Here is an 18,494-nt window from a genome sequence, read left to right as displayed (position 1 = left end):
CAGACCGCCGGTCGTCAGGGACAGGGGTGACCTGGAACACAGGGGGCTACCCGGGGTTACTGCGATTCCGGCATTCCGCCTACTATCCGAACCATGGAACTGGCAGCGGGATTCGCGTCCATCTCGCGGGACGACTGGCGCGCGCTGGCGGCCGAGGTCCTGCGCAAGTCGGGGGCCGAGGCCGGCGCGCCGGAGGAGGTGCTGTCCAGGACGACGTACGACGGGATCACGGTCGCGCCGCTGTACGACGCGGACGATCTGCCGGGCGACCCGGGGGTGCCCGGCGCGACCCCCTACGTACGCGGTTCCGCGACCGCCGCCGGCTGGGACGTACGGCAGCGGCACGCCGTGGCCGACCCCGAGGCCGTGCTGGCGGACCTGGAGAACGGCGTCACCTCGCTCTGGCTGGTCGTCGGCCCGGACGCGATCCCGGTGGGCGAGCTCGGCACGGTGCTGCAGGACGTCTACCTCGACCTCGCCCCGGTCGTCCTGGAGGCGGGCGAGCTGACGGCGGAGGCCGCCGAGGTCCTGTTCGAGCTGGCCGCCGCCCGGGACGTCACGCCCAGCGGCAACCTGGGCGCCTCCGCCGCGCGCGGCCCCGCCGGGATCGAGCTGGCGCGGCGCTGCGCCGCCGGGTTCCCCGGGCTGCGGGCCGTCACCGTGGACGCCACGCACTACCACGACGCCGGCGGCAGCGACGCCGAGGAGCTGGCCTGCTCGATCGCGGCGGGCGTCGCCGAGTTGCGGGCGCTCACCGGCGGCGGCCTGTCCGCCGGGCAGGCGCTCGGGCAGATCGACTTCCGCTACGCCGCCACCGCCGACCAGTTCGCCACCATCGCCAAGCTGCGCGCGGCCCGCCGCCTGTGGGCCAGGGTCGCCGAGGTCTGCGGCGCGCCCGAGGCCGGTGGCCAGCGGCAGCACGCCGTCACCAGCGCGGCCATGATGACCGCGCGCGACCCGTGGGTGAACCTGCTGCGGACGACCCTGGCCTGCTTCGCCGCCGGCGTGGGCGGGGCGCAGGCGGTCACCGTGCGGCCGTTCGACGCCCGCCTCGGGCTGCCCGACGCCTTCTCCCGGCGGATCGCCCGCAACACGCAGTCGCTGCTGCTGGAGGAGTCGGGGCTGGGGCGGGTGCTCGATCCCGCCGGCGGCTCCTGGTACGTCGAGCGCCGCACCGCCGACCTCGCCGAGGCGGCCTGGGCGTTCTTCCAGGAGATCGAGGCGGCCGGCGGGATCGCCGCGGCCGGGGACCTGGTGGCCGGCCGGATCGCCGCCACCCGGGAGCGCCGCGCGGACGACATCGCGCACCGGCGCTTCCCGATCACGGGGGTGAGCGAGTTCCCCGACCTGCACGAACGCCCGCTCCGCCGCCCGGCCCCACCAGAAGGCCCGCCATCGGAAAGCGGCGCGCCTGAGGAAGGCGCCCGGCTGAGGGAGGGCGGCGGGCCGCTCGCAGGTCGCGACGGCCTTCCGGTGATTCGGTACGCCGAGCCGTTCGAACGGCTGCGCGACCTGGCCGACGCCCTGCCCGAGCGCCCCAAGGTGTTCCTGGCCACCATCGGCCCCCTGTCCGCCCACACCGCCCGCGCCGCGTTCGCGGCCAACCTGTTCCAGGCGGGCGGCCTGGCCACCGAGACCTCCGGCCAGGGCACCGACCCCGAGCAGATCGCCACCGCCTTCGCCGTCAGCGGCGCGTCGGTGGCCTGCCTCTGTTCGAGCGACAAGCTCTACGCCCAGCACGCCGCCGCCGTGGCCACCGCCCTGCGCAAGGCGGGAGCGAGAAAGGTGTGGCTGGCGGGGAAGGGACACTACGAGGGCGTGGACGCCAACTTCCACGCCGGCTGCGACGCGCTGGCCGTCCTGCACGAGACCTACGACGACCTGGAGGTGAGCCGATGATCCCCGACTTCTCCGGCATCCCGCTGACCCCGCTGCCGGGGCGGGCGGCCGAGAGCGCGGACGCGGAGGGAGAGGTCTGGGAGACCCCGGAGGGCATCGCGGTCAAACCCCTCTACACCGCCGCCGACCTCGACGGCCTCGACTTCCTGCGCACCTACCCGGGCGCCGCCCCCTTCCTGCGCGGCCCGTACCCGACCATGTATGTCAACCAGCCCTGGACGATCCGCCAGTACGCCGGCTTCTCCACGGCCGAGGACTCCAACGCCTTCTACCGGCGCAACCTCGCGGCCGGCCAGAAGGGCCTGTCGGTGGCCTTCGACCTGGCCACCCACCGCGGCTACGACTCCGACCACCCCAGGGTGGCGGGCGACGTGGGCATGGCGGGCGTGGCCATCGACTCCATCTACGACATGCGGCAGCTGTTCGACGGGATCCCGCTCGACCGGATGTCGGTCTCCATGACCATGAACGGCGCCGTGCTGCCCGTGCTCGCGCTCTACATCGTGGCGGGCGAGGAGCAGGGCGTCGCGCCCGAGCAGCTCGCGGGGACCATCCAGAACGACATCCTCAAGGAGTTCATGGTCCGCAACACCTACATCTATCCCCCGGCGCCCTCCATGCGCATCATCTCCGACATCTTCGCCTACACCAGCGAGAAGATGCCGAAGTTCAACTCCATCAGCATCTCCGGCTACCACATCCAGGAGGCCGGGGCCACGCTGGACCTGGAGCTGGCCTACACCCTCGCCGACGGGGCCGAATACCTGCGCGCCGGGGTCGGCGCCGGCCTGGACGTGGACCGGTTCGCGCCGCGCCTGTCGTTCTTCTGGTGCATCGGCATGAACTTCTTCATGGAGGTCGCCAAGCTGCGGGCCGCCCGGCTGCTCTGGGCCAGGATCGTGTCCGGTTTCGGGGCGGAGAACCCCAAGTCGCTGAGCCTGCGTACGCACAGCCAGACCTCCGGCTGGTCGCTGACCGCGCAGGACGTCTACAACAACGTCGCCCGCACCTGCGTCGAGGCCATGGCCGCGACCCAGGGCCACACCCAGTCGCTGCACACCAACGCCCTGGACGAGGCGCTGGCGCTGCCCACCGACTTCTCCGCCCGCATCGCCCGCAACACCCAGCTGCTGCTGCAGCAGGAGTCCGGCACCACGCAGGTGATCGACCCGTGGGGCGGCTCCTACTACGTCGAACGCCTCACCCACGACCTCGCCGAGCGTGCCTGGGCCCACATCGAGGAGGTCGAGGCGGCGGGCGGGATGGCGCGCGCCATCGAGGCGGGGCTGCCCAAGCTGCGCATCGAGGAGGCGGCCGCGCGCACGCAGGCCCGCATCGACTCCGGCCGGCAGCCGGTGATCGGGGTGAACAAGTACCGGGCCGACGGCGACGAGGTCATCGACGTGCTCAAGGTCGACAACAGCGCCGTACGCGCCCAGCAGCTCGCCAAGCTGGCCCGTCTCAGGGCCGAACGCGACCCCGAGGCCGTGGCGCGCGCCCTCGGCGCGCTCACCAAGGCAGCCGGGCATCCCGCGCCCGGCCTGGAGCACAACCTGCTCAAGCTGGCCGTGGACGCCGCCCGAGCCAAGGCCACCGTGGGGGAGATCTCCGACGCGCTGGAACGGGTGTTCGGCCGGCACGCCGAGCAGGTGCGTACCATCACAGGGGTGTACCGCGACGAATCGGGCACGGCCGGCAACATCGAGCGCGCCCGTGCCGCCTGCGACGACTTCGCCAAGGCCGAGGGGCGCCGCCCGCGCATCCTGGTGGCCAAGATGGGCCAGGACGGTCACGACCGCGGCCAGAAGGTGATCGCCACCGCCTTCGCCGACCTGGGCTTCGACGTCGACGTCGGCCCGCTGTTCCAGACGCCGGAAGAGGTCGCCAGGCAGGCGGTCGAGGCCGACGTGCACGTGGTGGGCGTCTCGTCGCTGGCCGCCGGGCACCTGACGCTGGTGCCCGCGCTGCGCGCGGCGCTGGCCGAGCTCGACGCCGCCGACATCATGATCGTCGTGGGCGGCGTGATCCCGCCGGGCGACCACGACGAGCTCCGGGCCGCGGGCGCCGCCGCGATCTTCCCGCCCGGCACGGTGATCGCCGACGCCGCCCTCGACCTGCTCCGGCAGCTCACCGCCCGCCACGCCGCCTGACCCCCGTCCGCCGGCGGCTATCATCCTGCGGATGATCGAGGAGCTGATACGCCGCGCGGCGGCCGGCGAGTTCGCCGCGGAATACGAGCTCGAACAGCTGGCCGCCGAGACTCCGGCAGCGCTCACCCCGCACCTGCCGGACCTGCTCGCGGCCGGCTCCTGGTTCTCGCCGAAGCTCTACCGCACCGCCGGCGACGACATCCAGCAGGCCGTGGTCACCATGATCGACGAGGGCGGGTCAGACCTGAACGCGTTGCTGCTGATCCTGGCGCACGCGCGCGGCCCCGTCGCCGAGAACGCCTTCCGCCGCTGGCGGGACCAGCCGCCGCCCGGCGCCGGCGAACTCTTCATCGGCCCGGCCGACTACATGGTCGAAGGCGGCTGGATGCTGGAGGACGGCCGGGCCCGCGACCTGTGCGGGCGGACCGCCTACGCGCTGCGGCCCGATCCCGACCGGACGGTGGAACCTCCGGACCAAGGCGAGTGCCCGTGGTGCCGCGCCCCGCTGTGGACGGTGCTCGACGTCGACACCGGCGACCGGCGGGTCGCCGAAGCGCTCGCCCACACCGGCTGGGACGGCCGGCTCAGGATCGTCACCTGCCAGGGGTGTTACGCCTACACGACCCTCTACTCCACGGTGGGCCCCGACGGCCGATCCGGTCTCTCCGGCCACTCCGCGGCACCCGTCCGCGTCATCGACGACCAGAGCCCGCCCATGACCCTGCGCAAGGTGCCGGCAGAGCTCCTCACCGATCCCGGCATGTCCGCCGGCGGCTGGGACATGACGACCCCGTCCATCGGCGGACACCCCGGATGGATCGGCGACGCCGAGTACCCCGCCTGCCCCGCCTGCGCGCGGACCATGGACTACATCGGGATGGAGGAGGCACAGGACCCGGAAGGCGAGCCCGTCGCCGAAGGCACCACGTACCTGTTCCTCGACGCGTCCTGCGGCCTCGCCGCCACGATCTACCAGCAGACCTGACCCGCGGAGCGGCGCCGCCCCGGTGCGGTCAGAACGTGCCCTGGTCGCACATGGCGACCGCGATCGTCCGCTGGGCGGTGACGGGGGAGGTGATCCGCAGCGTGACGCTGTGGGTGCCTCCCGTGCTCCGCAGGGGGCGCGGCGCGTTGAGGTAGCGGCGGCCGTTCTCGGCGATGAGCGCCGTGGCGCGGCCGGTGGCGGTGCCGTCGACGAGCCAGGTGTAGCTGAACGTCACCGGCCCGCCCGTGCGGCGGATGATCGCGCGCAGCGTCGCCTGGCCGCCGGCCCAGCAGTCGCCGTTCCTGGTGCCGCCCGCCCGCAGCGAGGTGACCCTGAGCCCGTCGGGCCCGCCGGTGGCGGTGTCGTCGGGCAGGATGCTGGGCGTGCCGTCCGTCTGCGGGGTCGGCCTGGTGGCGCGGCTACGGCGGGGGGACGACGTGGCGACCGGCTCGGTCGTGGCGCCGGTGGTGGTCACCGGCGCGCTCTTCGACTTGGGGGTGGGCTCGGTGGGGGTGAGCCAGATGATGGCCGCGGCCAGCGCGCACACGCACAGGCCCGAGACCGCGGCGATGATCACCGTCTTGATCCGGCGTCCCTTCGCCCGGCGGGCCGGCGCCCGTCCTTCGCCGGTCCCGGGAGGCGCGCCCGCGCCGCCGTTCGCGGCGGGCCCGCCGTCGTAGGCCGGGGCCTGCTCGAACGCCCCCGCACCCGTTCCCTGTCCGTGCTGTCCCTCGAACGGCCGGTCGTGACGGACCTCGTGCTGCCCGGTGGCGGGCGAGTAGGCCAGGCGGTCCTGGGCCGAGGCCGCGGGGGAGTACGCCAGCCGGTCCTGCGCCCCTGTGTCCCTTCGCCCGGCCGAGGGCCCGGCGGAGGGAGCGGCGACCGGGGCGGAGAGCGGCGTCGAAGCCTGCCGTTCCTGCGGCCGGAACCCGGCGGGCGGCTCGACGGGGGAGGAGAGGTCGAACAGCGCCTGCATCGGCGACGTGGCCGCCCCTGGCCCCTCATGTCCGGCCCCGGGCGACGGGTGTGCGCCCTGACTCGCGCTTCCAGGCGCGGGGTGGCCCCGGCGGGTGGAGCGGCGGTCGCGTGCGGGGAGGCCGTGCGCCGCCCCGGGGTCCTGGGCGCCCTCGTGCGGCTGGTCGAGGGTCTGCTGCCAGGACGCCGAGACACGATCGGGTGTGTGCTCGCCCACGAGCGGCCCGGCGGCCGCCTGAGACGCCTGCGTACCCGCGGTCGAAGGGGAGGGCCGGCGGGAGGGCGCGGCCAGGCGGAGCAGGACGTCGCGCATCGCGGGCCGCAGCGACGGATCCTTGGCCAGGCAGGCCGGCACGATCTCGCGCAGCGGCCCGCTCACCTCCCCGAGCTGCGGCTCCTCACGGAGGATGCGGTTGATCACCGCGGGCAGCGAGTCGTCCCCGAACGGCGGCACGCCGGTGGCCGCGTACACGAGGACCGACCCCCACGAGAACACGTCGGCGGCGGCCCCGACCGGCTTCCCCGCGAGCTGCTCCGGCGCCATGTACGCGGGCGTCCCCACGATGTTGCTGGTCGCCTTCATCCCCGAGCCCAGCGCCCCGGCGATACCGAAGTCGACCACCCGCGCCCCGTCGGGCCCGAGCAGGACGTTGGACGGCGTCAGGTCACCGTGGACGACGCCCGCCTGATGGATCGCGTCGAGCGCGGTGGCGGTCGCCACGGCGATGCGCTGCAGCTCCGCCGCGCCGCGCCGGCCGGCCTGCTGCAGCGAGGGCCCGTCCACGTACTCGGACACGATGTACGCCCGCCCGCTGGTCGAGGCGTCGAGCACCTGCGCGAGGCAGAACGGCTCGACCCGGCGCGCGGCGGCGATCTCGTTCGCCAGGCGCTCGCCCACGGCCAGTCCCTCGCGCAGCACCTTGACGGCGACGGGGGTGCCGTTGCGAGCCTGACCGAGGTAGACGACACCGTGGCCGCCCGCGCCGAGCCGCCCGACCAGCCGGTAGGGTCCCACCGCTGCCGGGTCGCCCTCGCGGAGGGGTTCGACGTTGGGCATGAGGGGAGTGACTCCTGTGACGGCTGAGACAGAACTCCAGCACCCTACTGGCAAAAGTCAAGACTTGTCAGAAGTTAGGCTGATCTAACTGGGAAGGAAGGGGCGATTCGGGTGCATTCGCTGGAGAACTACGCCGACGGCGTACGGGCCGGTTCGCGTACCTGGATCGCCCGCGCCATCACGCTTGTCGAGTCGGCCAGACCCGATCACGTGGCCCTGGCCCAGCGGCTGCTGATCGAGCTCACCCCGCTTTCCGGACAGGCCTGCCGCGTCGGCGTGTCGGGCGTGCCGGGCGTCGGCAAGTCCACGTTCATCGACGCGCTCGGCACGCGCCTGACCGGCCAGGGCCACAAGGTCGCGGTCCTGGCCGTGGACCCGTCCTCCACCAGGACGGGCGGCAGCATCCTCGGCGACAAGACCCGCATGGCCCGCCTGTCCGCCGACCCGGCCGCCTTCATCCGCCCCTCCCCGACCTCGGGCACCCTCGGCGGCGTCACCAAGGCGACCAGGGAGGCCATGGTCGTCGTGGAGGCGGGCGGCTACGACGTCGTCCTGGTCGAGACCGTCGGCGTGGGCCAGTCGGAGACCGCCGTGGCCGACATGGTGGACACGTTCCTGCTGCTCACCCTGGCCCGCACCGGCGACCAGCTGCAGGGCATCAAGAAGGGCGTGCTGGAGCTGGCCGACGTCGTCGCCGTCAACAAGGCCGACGGCGAGTACGAGCTGCCCGCCAGGAAGGCGGCCCGCGAGCTGTCGGGGGCCCTGCGCATGCTCCGCTCCGACTCCGCCCCGCCGCCCGTGCTGACCTGCAGCGGCCTGACCGGCGACGGGCTGGACAAGCTCTGGCGGCAGGTGCTGGCCCACCAGGACGGCCTCGACCTGGCCGCCAAGCGCCGCCGCCAGCAGGTGGGCTGGACCTGGACGCTGGTGCGCGAGCGGCTGCTGGCCGAGCTGCGCGACGACCCGGCGGTCACGGCGATCGCGGCGCAGGTGGAGCGGGCGGTGCTGGCGGGCGACCTCACGCCCGCCCTGGCCGCCGACCGGCTCCTGTCGGCGTTCAAGCGCCCCTGACGCGTCGCGCTCCGCTCGGCGTTCGAGCGCCTCCGACACCTCCCGACCGGCTCCTCCCAGGCATTCAACCACCCCTTGTACGCCCCATCGGAGCAGCATCGAGCACCTCCGGGTGGAGATACCTCTCCCGGGGGTGAACTTTCCCCCACCCCCTCTTCCCGGCCGCCCGGACCGTTCCTGTGATCCATGCCACGATGGCGCGCAACGACGTGGGAAGGGCTCATATGAGTGCGGATTCGATGCTGCCCGGAGGGGTGACGGACGCTCTTGAGGAGTACGGGCGCCTCCTTGAGGAGCACGGCATCACCTGGGGTGAGCCGGAGATCCATTACGTGAAGTTCTTCGCCCGGCGCAGGGTGTTGCGCCCCGCGCTGTTCGACCGGTTCTGGGAGCTGGTCCATCAGGCCGTCGCCGAGACCCATCCGGACGAGCCGAGAGACCGGCTCGCCGCCCGGCTGGCCGAGCCCGACTACGACCGCGTCCTGCGCGACACCCTCGACGGCGAGCTGCCCGCGCACCTCTACGCCATCAGGATCGGGGAGGAGGGCGCCGTCCTGGAGGGGGCGGCGCGCACGGTCCTGCTGCCCTCGCCGAGGCTGCCGCCGCTCGCGGGCGACGAGGACGGCCCCGGCCCGCGCCGGGCCGGTGAGGAGCGGATGTCGCTGCTCATCGACTCGCGGCGGGACGAGCCCTGCCAGGTCGGCGTGGACGACACCCAGCGGCTGCTGCCCGCCCGCGGGGCCTGGCTGGTCGAGGTGGACCAGGACAGCATCGTCGTCGTGGACGGCGTCCGCGTCCGCCTCGACACCCTCCTGTGCCCCATCCCGTCGTCGCGGCTGCGGCTGGTGTCCGGGACGCCCTGCCGCTGGAGCGTGGTGAGCGCCGACGGCGCCGGCTGGTTCCCGCCCGGCGTCCCCAACCGCCACGACTACCACGACCGCCCGTACTTCCACGGCGACGACCTGCTCGTGGACGTCCCGTGCATGCCGCTGACGATCATCGTGGCCAGGGGCATGGAGTACGGCGCCGCCACGCACGAGCTCACCCCGATGCCCGGTGAGGAGCACGTGGTCGAGCTGGCCCCCGAGCGCCTCTACGACGCCGCCGCGGCCGGCTGGTACGGCGGCGACCTGCACGTCCACCTCAACTGGGCGGGCGACCTGGTGGCCGAGCCCGCCGACGCGGCCGCCGCCCAGCACGGCGAGGACCTGCACGTGCTCAACCTCCTGGCCGGCAACGTCTCCGGCCGCCGGGTGTACGACCGCGAGGCCTTGGAGCACTGGACCGGCAAAGACCTGCCGTGGTCCGACGCCACGCACGTGGCCAGGATGGGCGTCGAATACCGCAACGACCTGCTCGGCCACATCTACGCCTTCGGGCTGCACTCGGCCCCCGGCCGTTACCACACCGGCTTCGCGGGCGACGCCGACTGGCCGCCCAACGCCGACGGGCTGCGCGAACTGCGCGGGCTCGGAGCGCTGGTGGGCTACAGCCATCCCTTTCGCACGCCCATCGGCGACGGCGACCCGCCCAGGGGCGTCGTCTCGCCCGTGCCGCGCAACTGCGCCGCCCGCGAGCTGGTCGCCGACGCCGCGCTCGGCCTGGTGGACAGCCTCGACGTGCTCACCCACGCCTCGATCCCGGCCACGGCCGCGGTCTACCGGCGGCTGATCGGCGCGGGCAACCGGATCGCCGTGACGGCGGGCACGGACGCGATGATCTCCTTCACCCGCTCCGACAGCCAGTCGAACCCGCCCGGCTGGGCCCGCGTCTACGCCCGGGTCGAGGGGGAGCTGAGCGCCCGGTCGTTCGCGGCGGCCGTACGCGCGGGCCGCACGTTCGCCACCAACGGCCCGTGGCTGGAGCTGACGGTGAACGGGCACGGTCCAGGCCACGTGATCCAGGCCCGCAAGGGGGACCGGATCAGCGTCACCGCCAGTGCTGTCGGGCCCGAGGTTGCGGCCGTGCGCATCCGCACCGCGGACGGGGTCAGGGCGGGGGCCGAGCGGCTGCCGCCCGAGCCCGGCAGGCAGGGGCAGGAGCGGCTGACCGTGACGGCCGAGCTGGAGGTGGACGCGCCGACGTACGTGGTGGCCGAGGTCCTGTGCGAACCGCATCCCCGTACGCTGACCTCGACCGGATACGCCCTGACCAGCCCCGTGTACGTGGACGTCGGCGGCCGGCCGGTCGCCAGGCGCGAGGACGTGCTCTGGTGCCTGGAGTGGCTGGACCTGCTGGAGGACCTGATCAGGCAGCACGGGCGGCTGGCCAGCGCCTACCAGTTCGGCGACCACGTGTCCCTGCTGCAGCAGGCCAGGAGCATCTACCAGGCACGGCTCGGCTGACCCACCGAAGCCGCAAAAAAGGGCGATTCATCCGTGTGTGCTAGATTTTGGCCATGCGGTCAGAAAATGAACCGTCCGGCCAGAAGCCGCGGTCCTTCATCGAGGAGGCCAGGCGCGCGCAGATCGTGGGCTCCGCCGTCGCCGTCATCGCGGAGGCGGGGTTCGCCAAGGCGTCGCTCGCCCGGATCGCCGAGCACGCCGGCGTCAGCAAGGGCGTCATCTCCTACCACTTCGCCGGCAAGGACGAGCTGATGGAGGAGGTGGTGCGGCATTCGTACGAGGGCGCGGCCGAGCACGTGGCGGCGCGGATGGAGGGGCTGAGCACGGCGACCGAGCTGGTCAGGACGCACATCCTGGCGGTCGCCGAGCACATGCGCGGCCACCGCGACCAGATCAAGGCGCTGGGGGAGATCTTCAACAACCTCAGGACCGCCGACGGATCGCCCCGCTTCGGGATCAACGGCAACGAGGAGCTCTACCGGATGCTGGAGCACCTCTACCGGCTCGGCCAGGCCGCCGGCGAGTTCAGGCCGTTCGACACCCGCGTCATGGCCGTCACCCACCAGGCCGCCGTCGACACCATGTTCGCCTACTGGGTCGCCAACCCCGATCACGACCTCGCCGCACACGCGCGCGAGCTCGCCGACCTCATCGAAAGGGCATGCCGCGCATGAAGGCGGAGACCACGACCAGGCTCTATGCCGTCGACAACCTCAGGATCGTGCTGACCGCACTGGTGGTCACGCACCACGTCGCGATCACGTACGGCAACCTCCCCCTCTGGTACTACGTCGAGCCCGCCAAGGACCCCAGCGGCCTCCTGCTCGACCTGCTGGTGATGTTCAACCAGGCGTTCTTCATGGGGTTCTTCTTCCTCGTCTCCGGCTACTTCACCCCCGGCTCGCGCGACCGCAAGAGCGGCGGCGCCTTCGTGCGCGACCGGTTGCTGCGGCTGGGCGTCCCGCTGCTCGTCTTCGTCCTGCTGCTGCGCCCGCTGCTGAACGCCGCCGGGTACGCCGAGGCCGACGGGATGTCGTACGCGGAGTACTACCTGCGCTCGTGGGATCCGGGGCCCATGTGGTTCGTCGAGGTGCTGATCGGGTTCGTGCTGGTCTACGCGGCGTGGCGGAGCCGGCGGCAGCCGATGGAGGCGCGCGTCGTCCCGCTGCGGCTGTCCTGGGTCGCGGCCTTCGTGCTCGGGCTCGCGGCCGTCACCTTCCTGTGGCGCATACCGGTGCCCACCGGGACGTACGTGCCGGTGCTCGGCCTGCCGTCGCCGCAGTACCTGCCGCAGTACGCCGCCATGTTCGTGCTCGGCTGCGTCGCCTACCGCCGTGGCTGGTTCGAGACGCTGCCCGCGCGGGCGGGCCGGGCCGGGCTCGTCGCCGCCGGCGTGGTGAGCGTGGTGCTGGTGCCGGCGGCGCTGACGACCACCGGCGCGCTGTCCTCGGCCCTGATGGCGCTCTGGGAGTCGGCCTTCGCGGTCAGCATGATCATCGGCCTGACGGTGCTGTTCAGGGAGCGGTTCGGCGAGCAGGGGCCGCGCGGCAGGTTCCTGTCGCGGCACGCCTTCACCGTCTACATCATCCACCCGCTGGTGCTGGTCGGGCTGGGCTGGGGCCTGCGCTGGCTGGACGCCGTCGCGATCGTGAAGTTCGTCATCATGCTCGCGCTGGCGCTGCCGCTGTGCTGGTCGCTGGCCTACCTGGTGCGCTCGCTGCCCGGGGCCAAGAAGATCCTCTGACCCGCACGGGCCACGGATCGGGCAGCGGATCCGGTCCGCGCGTCCGAGCCGCGGATCCGGGCAGCGAGCGGGGGAGGAGCCGGGCGGTGCTCGCGGCCGCCCGGCGTCCGTGCCCGGTCAGGTGTAGAAGGAGTCGAGCACCTCCGCGTTCCGCTCCTCGACGGCCTTGCGCTTGATCTTGAGGCTGGGCGTCAGCTCGCCCGTCTCCACCGCGAAGTCGGCCGCCAGGATCGCGAACTTCTTGACCGTGGCATAGCTGGCCTCGCCCGCGTTGACCTGGTCGATCGCCTTCTGCACCTCCTCGCGCATGCGCGGATGCTCGCGCAGCTGCTCCGGGTCGTCCGGCAGCGACTCGGCCCGCGCCCACGGCCCGGCCACGTCCATGTCGAGCGTGACCAGCGCCGTGACGTAGTTGCGCCGGTCGCCGTGGACGAACACGTGCGACACGTACGGGCAGGCCGCCTTGATCCGGCCCTCCAGGTACGTCGGCGCGACGTATTTCCCGCCCGAGGTCTTGATCAGCTCCTTCTTGCGGTCGGTGATGCGCAGCCGCCCGGCCTCGTCGATCTCGCCGATGTCGCCCGTGTGCAGCCAGCCGTCCCGCAGCGCGGCGGCCGTCTCCTCGGGCAGCCCGTGGTAGCCGCGCATGATGCCGCGCCCGCCGATCAGGATCTCCCCGTCGTCGGCGATGCGCACCTCGGTGCCGGGGAACGGCGGGCCGACCGTGCCGAACCGCACCGACTCCGGACGGTTGAGGAAGCTGCCCGCCGACGACTCCGTCAGGCCGTACCCCTCGTAGATGGTCAGGCCCGCCGCGTCGAAGAACTCGGCGATGTCCTGCGACAGCGGGGCGGCGCCGGAGATGAACAGGCGGATCCGGCCGCCGAAGCGCTCGCGCAGCTTGGCGAAGACCAGGCGGTCGGCCAGGGCGTACTCGGCGCGCATGGTGATAGGCAGCTCGGCGCCGCGCTGGCGGGCCCGGCTGACCCGCAGCCCCGTCCTGCGGGCCCAGGTGAAGATGCGCAGCTTGAGGCCGCCCTCGCGGTGCATGTTCGCCACGACCGTGTTGTGGATCTTCTCGAAGATGCGCGGCGCGGCGGCCATGAGCGTCGGCCGCACCACGCCGAGGTTCTCCGCGATCTTGTCGAGGCGGCCGTCGATCACGGTGGGCACGCCGAGGTCGATCATCACGACCTCCAGCAGCTTGCCGAACGAGTGCGACAGCGGCAGCCACAGGAAGTGCAGGTCGTCGGGGGAGATCAGGTCGAGCTCGCGCACCGCCTGGCCGGTGTAGAGCCAGTTGTCGTGGGTCAGCTCGACACCCTTGGGCCGCCCGGTGGTGCCCGAGGTGTAGATCAGCGTGGCCAGGTCGTCCTGGGCGATGGCGTCCACCATCGCGTCGTAGTCGCGCCCGCCCTCGGCCGGAGCGCGGCTCACCGAGTCGAGCGTGATCACCCAGCCGTCGTCACTCGGCGAGCCGTCCACGACGATCACGTGGGAGACGTCGGGCAGCTCCTTGCGCACCGATGCGAGCTTGGCGACCTGGTCGTCGTTCTCGGCGATGACCACGGTGCTGCCGGAGTCGGTGATGACGAAGGCGGACTCGGCGGCGGTGTTGGACGGGTAGATCGTGGTCGTGGCCGCACCGGTCGCCAGCACCGCCAGGTCGCAGAGGATCCATTCGAGGCGGGTGGAGCACAGGATCGACACGCGGGCACCCGGGCCCGCGCCCAGGTCCGCCAGGCCCAGCGCCAGCCCGCGTACGCGCTCGTCCACCTCTCGCCAGGTCAGCGAGGTCCAGCCGTCGCCCTCGGGCACACGGTACGCCTCGGCGTCGGGGGTCGCCGCGATCCGGTCGCGGAGCAGGGAGGGAATGCTCGACATGCCTGACCTCCAGGGGGTGTTGGCCCCGACTCTAGGACCACGGCGGCGTCCCGGTCGATGGGTCACGCTCACGGACGGGCCGGTTGCCAGGTGATCGGGAGGTCGCATAAGCTGCTGCCGTCTTATCGCCGAGCCGTGGGGGCAGCTGACGTGAGGATCTGAGGTCGCGGGCACCGCGCCGTTCTGCCCTGTCGTGGGCATGCGCGCGTACACTCCTGGACCTCTCGCGGATCTTCTCCGTCGTCCCGCCGGCCTGTTCCGGCTCCCTGGTGTTGCGTGCGTCTGCGGTGTTTCCCGCCAAGTCACGAAATTTCGACTTTTGTGATGGGAATCGCCTTATGTCTATGTCCATCGTCGTCGATCAGGTCTCCTTCGCCTGGCCGGACGGCACCACCGTGCTCAACAGGCTCGACGCCGCGTTCCCCGCGGGCCGCACCGGGCTCATCGGGCTGAACGGGTCGGGCAAGTCGACCCTGCTCAGGCTGATCGCCGGGGAACTCACCCCGGCCTCCGGGTCGGTGTCCGTCCAGGGAGTCGCCGGTTACCTGCCGCAGAACCTCCCGCTCGGCGCCACCCGTACGGTGTCGGACCTGCTGGAGATCAGCCGCACCCGGGCGGCCCTGCACGCCATCGAGGCCGGCGACGCGGCGGAGGAGAACTTCGCCGCCGTCGGCGACGACTGGGACGTCGAGGAGCGCGCCAGGGCCGAGCTGGACCGGCTCGGCCTGCCCCACGTCGGGCTGGACCGCACGGTCGGCACGCTGTCCGGCGGCGAGACCGTCATGGTCGCGCTGGCCGCGCGGCTGCTGAAGCGGCCCGACGTGCTGCTGCTCGACGAGCCCACCAACAACCTCGACCTGGACGCGCGGCGCCGCCTCTACGACGCCGTCTCCGCCTGGCAGGGGGTGCTGCTCGTGGTCAGTCACGACCGGGCGCTGCTGGAGCTGGCCGACCAGATCGCCGAGCTGCGCGAGGGCTCCGTGCGCATGTACGGGGGCAACCTCACCTCTTATGAGGAGCAGGTCGAGGCGGAACAGCAGGCCGCGGAGCGCTCCGTGCGCACCGCGGAGGGCGAGATCCGCCGCCGGAAGCGCGAGATCGCCGATACCGCGATCAAGATCGACAGGGGGCGGCGTTACGGCAGGAAGGCGTTCGAGAACAAGAAGGTGCCGAAGATGGCGGCCGGCGCGCTCAAGCGCAAGGCCCAGGTGAGCGCGGGCAAGCAGCGCGCGCTGCACGCGGAGCGGCTGGAGGAGGCCCATGAGCGGCTGAGCGAGGCCGAGCAGGCTGTGCGCGACGACGCGGAGATCCGCATCGAGCTCCCGGGGACGGAGGTGCCCGCGGGCCGCACGGTCCTGACCCTGCCGCTGGAACCCCGTCCAGCTCCCGCCGAAAGCCCGGCTGACGGCAGGGATGCCGACGCGGGTGAGGGCGCGGGTGAGGGCGCGGGTGACGGCAGGGATGCCGGTGCGGGTGGCGGCGCGGGTGACGGTGACCGCAGGGCGGCCGTTCTGGAGACGCTGGTCGTGCGCGGGCCCGAGCGGATCGCGCTGGTCGGCCCCAACGGCTCGGGCAAGACCACGCTGCTCAAGCGCATCGTCGCGCACGGCGCGCACGTGCCGGTCCGCTACCTGCCGCAGCGGCTCGACCTGCTGGACGACCGGCTGAGCGTGGTGGACAATGTGCGCGCGGTGGCCCCGTCCGCCTCCGTGAACGAGGTACGCGCCCGCCTGGCGCGCTTCCTGTTCCGGGGCGAGCGGGCCGAGCGGGCCGCGGGCACCCTGTCGGGAGGCGAGCGCTTCCGCGCCACGCTGGCCGCCCTGCTGTCGGCCGAGCCGCCGCCGCAGCTCCTCCTGCTCGACGAGCCGACCAACAACCTCGACATGGCCAGCGTCAGGCAGCTCGCGCAGGCGCTGGCGGCCTACCGGGGCGCGCTCATCGTGGCCAGTCACGACCTCCCGTTCCTGGAGGAGCTGGGGATCACCCGCCGGCTGAGGCAGGATCGGGACGAGGGACTGGCGGAATCGTAATTGACGGTTGGGGATCAACCCGACGATAGTGTGGCAGGTGGCTACACCCCGTTTGATCTCCTGTGTTCTCGCGCTGGCGACGCTCACGACCGTCGGGGCATGCTCCACGGGCCCGGCGTCGCCGACCGGTGGCGAGCCGAGGGTCACGGGTGTCGCGGGTGGCCAGGGCGCCGCCCCCGCCGGCACCGAGGCCGGGGTGCGGAGCCCGGCGGCGCTGACGCCCGAGGCGTACAAGAGCGAGCTCGAGACCCGGCACAAGGCGATGTCCGGCGCGATCACCTCACTGGCCGGGGCGCGCGGCGTCAAGGCGCTGGACAAGCGCGTGGGCCGGGCCGAGGAGGCGCTGAGCGGCGCCGCCGACGCGCTGTCCGCGCTCGCGCCGCCCGAGACCGTGCGCGCCCAGCACGAGGCGTACGTGAGCAGCCTGCGTGACTTCGCCACCGCGCTCGGCGCCACCGCGGGCAAGGTCGGCGCCCGCGACCTGTGCACGTCCTCGGCCGTGTTCACCGACATGGACGACAAGCTGACCGCGCTCGACGAGGCGGGCCAGGCGCTCCAGGAGGCCGGCGACTACCCGGCCGACATCGTCAGCGTCAAGGCCGCCGGCAAGAAGAGCAGGCGGCTGGGCAACGGCTCGTTCCTGCGCAAGGGCACGCTCAACGGCCGCGGCTCACTGGAGATCGACAACGGCGGCAGCCGCGACGCGGTGGTCACCGCCGTGCGCGGCGGCAGCAAGGCGTTCAGCGTCTATGTGCGCAGGAGGGCGACGTTCAAGGTCAAGGGCGTGCGCGACGGCAGCTACAAGATCTACTTCACCCACGGCTCCGACTGGGAGGGCAAGACCAAGGCCTTCACCCGCGACTGCAGCTTCGAGCGGTTCGAGAAGACGGTGAAGTTCAAGACCACGTTCACCGCCACGCAGATCCGCTGGCACGACTGGCGGATCACGCTGCACGCGATCACGGGCGGCAACGCCCGCACCAAGCCCGTGGACCCGGACGACTTCCCCGGCGGCTGAGCGACGGAGCGCGGCGCGGCGGCGGGGGCGCCGGCCGGGAGGCCGCGCACCGGCGTGCGCGGCCCGTCCGATCAGAGGGAGCCGATCAGGTGGAGAACAGCATGCCCACCCAGCTGCGCTGACCGCGGTGGTGGCCGTAGTGGCCGCCTCCGTGGTGCGGCGCGCCCCAGGCGGGGCCGGGGCCGGGGGCGGGCGGGGGAGCGGCGTGGTACTGCGTCTCCATCCGGGTCAGCGTCTCGAGCTCGCCGTAGTCGAGGAAGATCCCGCGGCAGTTGTCGCACTGCTCGATGTGGACGCCGTTGCGCTCATAGGTCCGCATGCTTCCGCGGCACTTAGGGCACTGCATCTAAGTCGCACTCCTTGGCTTCGAGGTCTCAGGGTGAAACCTACCGCGCGCAACCCCGTCACGCTCGGACGATTCTGTTGCACGATTCGACCAACGAATGTTCGACCTCGTCGAGTTCCCGATGTTCGCGCCAGGCGTTGACCACGGCCACGGCGGCCAGTTGCACGGTCAGCGCCCTGGCGGGCGCGTCGAGCCGCTGCCAGGGGTCGTCGCCCTGGCCGAGCGCGGGCCCGCCGGAGGCGAGATAGGCGCCCAGGAACCGCTCCCACACGGCGGGGGCGAGCAGCCCGGCCGCGTACCAGGCGGCCGGCCTGGCCAGGTCCCAGGCCGGGTCGCCGAGGCCCAGGTCGTCGACGTCGATGAGCAGCCAGCGGTCGCGGTGGACGAGCTGGCCCAGGTGCCAGTCTCCGTGCGTGAGCAGGGCCGGCATCGGCCGCGGCTCGGGCAGCTCCTTGAACGCCCGCCTGACGAGCTGCTCGACCGGTCCGTCGCCGGGCATGCGGGCCACCGCGCGGGCGGCCCTGGCGGGCCCTCCGGCGGCCGGCAGGCCGGGCATCAGCGTCAGGGGGACGGCGTGCAGCCGGGCCAGCAGCCTGGCGCCCTCCTCCCACGGCGCGTCCACGGGGTCGTCCTCCTGCGCCACGGGCCGGCCCGCCGGCCACACCGTGACCGCGCGCCCGCCCGCCGACAGCACCTCGGGCTCCAGCGGGGCCAGCATCACGCCGCTCACCGCGGCCGAGGCCGCCGCCTTCAGCCTCGGCCGTAAGTCCCCGGCGTCGTCACGCGCCGAGTGGGCCTTGACCACGACCTCTCCTCTGCGCAGCACCACGACGTCGGTGCGCGTCGGATGTAACACGGGCTCGCCCGCGCCGCCGTACGCCGCGGCGATGCCCGCGAGCTCCTCCTCCAGACCCACCCGTACAGAGTAAGGGGGCGGTGGCCCGGCTCAGGTCCGGCGGCGGGGCCGTGGTTCCCGGGCGGCGAAAGTGA

13 protein-coding genes are annotated in these 18,494 nt (G+C 72.9%); 9 read left to right on the top strand and 4 right to left on the bottom strand.

Translation table 11 applies throughout. The features are described from left to right. The first annotated feature begins 93 nt into the window (after positions 1–93). The 3 genes from OIE67_RS26635 to OIE67_RS26625 are packed head-to-tail and all read left to right on the top strand — an operon-like array spanning position 94 to position 5,034. Positions 94–1,899: a methylmalonyl-CoA mutase subunit beta gene (locus tag OIE67_RS26635; protein ID WP_326644916.1), complete on the top strand. Its 1,806-nt coding sequence runs from the start codon at positions 94–96 to the stop codon at positions 1,897–1,899. Continuing rightward, positions 1,896–4,049, top strand: a complete 2,154-nt coding sequence (gene scpA, locus OIE67_RS26630; RefSeq protein WP_326644914.1) for a methylmalonyl-CoA mutase — start codon at positions 1,896–1,898, stop codon at positions 4,047–4,049. The genes OIE67_RS26635 and scpA overlap by 4 nt, the downstream gene beginning before the upstream one ends. Before the next feature lie 31 nt (positions 4,050–4,080). Then, positions 4,081–5,034 carry a hypothetical protein gene (locus OIE67_RS26625; RefSeq protein ID WP_326644912.1) on the top strand — a complete coding sequence of 318 codons (954 nt, stop codon included), beginning with the start codon at positions 4,081–4,083 and terminating at the stop codon, positions 5,032–5,034. 28 nt (positions 5,035–5,062) lie between these two features. On the opposite strand, the gene OIE67_RS26620 is transcribed toward OIE67_RS26625, so the two are convergent. Further along, a complete protein-coding gene (locus tag OIE67_RS26620; protein WP_326644909.1) occupies positions 5,063–7,066 on the bottom strand; it encodes a serine/threonine-protein kinase in 2,004 nt (667 codons plus the stop codon). A 111-nt stretch (positions 7,067–7,177) separates the two neighbouring features. Between OIE67_RS26620 and meaB the strand changes: the two genes are divergently transcribed. The 4 genes from meaB to OIE67_RS26600 all read left to right on the top strand — a co-directional run bounded on the left by meaB (position 7,178) and on the right by OIE67_RS26600 (position 12,226). Further along, positions 7,178–8,137: a methylmalonyl Co-A mutase-associated GTPase MeaB gene (meaB, locus tag OIE67_RS26615; RefSeq protein WP_326644908.1), complete on the top strand. Its 960-nt coding sequence runs from the start codon at positions 7,178–7,180 to the stop codon at positions 8,135–8,137. A gap of 224 nt (positions 8,138–8,361) precedes the next feature. After that, a complete protein-coding gene (locus OIE67_RS26610; RefSeq protein ID WP_326644906.1) occupies positions 8,362–10,482 on the top strand; it encodes a CehA/McbA family metallohydrolase in 2,121 nt (706 codons plus the stop codon). A gap of 53 nt (positions 10,483–10,535) precedes the next feature. Continuing rightward, complete coding sequence (locus OIE67_RS26605) at positions 10,536–11,156, top strand: TetR/AcrR family transcriptional regulator (RefSeq protein WP_326644904.1); 621 nt, start codon at positions 10,536–10,538, stop codon at positions 11,154–11,156. After that, positions 11,144–12,226 (top strand): acyltransferase family protein, encoded by a 1,083-nt coding sequence (locus OIE67_RS26600; RefSeq protein ID WP_326644902.1) that lies wholly within the window; start codon positions 11,144–11,146, stop codon positions 12,224–12,226. The genes OIE67_RS26605 and OIE67_RS26600 overlap by 13 nt, the downstream gene beginning before the upstream one ends. Positions 12,227–12,343: 117 nt before the next feature. Here the strand turns inward: OIE67_RS26600 and OIE67_RS26595 are convergent, their stop codons facing one another. Further along, the gene (locus tag OIE67_RS26595) at positions 12,344–14,110 is read right to left on the bottom strand and encodes an AMP-dependent synthetase/ligase (RefSeq protein ID WP_326644900.1); all 1,767 of its coding nucleotides are present in this window, start codon (positions 14,108–14,110) and stop codon (positions 12,344–12,346) included. Between the two features lie 338 nt (positions 14,111–14,448). Between OIE67_RS26595 and OIE67_RS26590 the strand changes: the two genes are divergently transcribed. Continuing rightward, a complete protein-coding gene (locus OIE67_RS26590) occupies positions 14,449–16,140 on the top strand; it encodes an ABC-F family ATP-binding cassette domain-containing protein (RefSeq protein WP_326644898.1) in 1,692 nt (563 codons plus the stop codon). Positions 16,141–16,177: 37 nt separating this feature from the next. After that, positions 16,178–17,158: a hypothetical protein gene (locus OIE67_RS26585; RefSeq protein ID WP_326644896.1), complete on the top strand. Its 981-nt coding sequence runs from the start codon at positions 16,178–16,180 to the stop codon at positions 17,156–17,158. Between the two features lie 85 nt (positions 17,159–17,243). Here OIE67_RS26585 and OIE67_RS26580 read toward each other — a convergent pair whose 3' ends face one another. Continuing rightward, positions 17,244–17,504 carry a TFIIB-type zinc ribbon-containing protein gene (locus OIE67_RS26580; protein WP_326644894.1) on the bottom strand — a complete coding sequence of 87 codons (261 nt, stop codon included), beginning with the start codon at positions 17,502–17,504 and terminating at the stop codon, positions 17,244–17,246. A gap of 58 nt (positions 17,505–17,562) precedes the next feature. Further along, positions 17,563–18,420: an aminoglycoside phosphotransferase family protein gene (locus OIE67_RS26575; protein WP_326644892.1), complete on the bottom strand. Its 858-nt coding sequence runs from the start codon at positions 18,418–18,420 to the stop codon at positions 17,563–17,565. Between the last annotated feature and the right edge of the window lie 74 nt (positions 18,421–18,494).

The sequence above is a fragment of the Nonomuraea fuscirosea genome, from assembly GCF_035917475.1.
Classification (GTDB): Bacteria; Actinomycetota; Actinomycetes; order Streptosporangiales; family Streptosporangiaceae; genus Nonomuraea; species Nonomuraea fuscirosea.
Note: the sequence above shows the minus strand (reverse complement) of the source record. Positions and strands in the feature narration are given on the sequence as shown.

Excerpts from the sequence above, each read along its gene's own strand:
- OIE67_RS26595 (WP_326644900.1), bottom strand. The coding sequence starts at position 14,110 with ATGTCGAGCATTCCCTCCCTGCTCCGCGACCGGATCGCGGCGACCCCC.
- OIE67_RS26625 (WP_326644912.1), top strand. The coding sequence starts at position 4,081 with ATGATCGAGGAGCTGATACGCCGCGCGGCGGCCGGCGAGTTCGCCGCG.
- OIE67_RS26580 (WP_326644894.1), bottom strand. The coding sequence starts at position 17,504 with ATGCAGTGCCCTAAGTGCCGCGGAAGCATGCGGACCTATGAGCGCAAC.
- OIE67_RS26635 (WP_326644916.1), top strand. The coding sequence starts at position 94 with ATGGAACTGGCAGCGGGATTCGCGTCCATCTCGCGGGACGACTGGCGC.
- OIE67_RS26600 (WP_326644902.1), top strand. The coding sequence starts at position 11,144 with ATGCCGCGCATGAAGGCGGAGACCACGACCAGGCTCTATGCCGTCGAC.
- scpA (WP_326644914.1), top strand. The coding sequence starts at position 1,896 with ATGATCCCCGACTTCTCCGGCATCCCGCTGACCCCGCTGCCGGGGCGG.
- OIE67_RS26605 (WP_326644904.1), top strand. The coding sequence starts at position 10,536 with ATGCGGTCAGAAAATGAACCGTCCGGCCAGAAGCCGCGGTCCTTCATC.
- OIE67_RS26620 (WP_326644909.1), bottom strand. The coding sequence starts at position 7,066 with ATGCCCAACGTCGAACCCCTCCGCGAGGGCGACCCGGCAGCGGTGGGA.
- OIE67_RS26610 (WP_326644906.1), top strand. The coding sequence starts at position 8,362 with ATGAGTGCGGATTCGATGCTGCCCGGAGGGGTGACGGACGCTCTTGAG.
- OIE67_RS26590 (WP_326644898.1), top strand. The coding sequence starts at position 14,449 with ATGTCTATGTCCATCGTCGTCGATCAGGTCTCCTTCGCCTGGCCGGAC.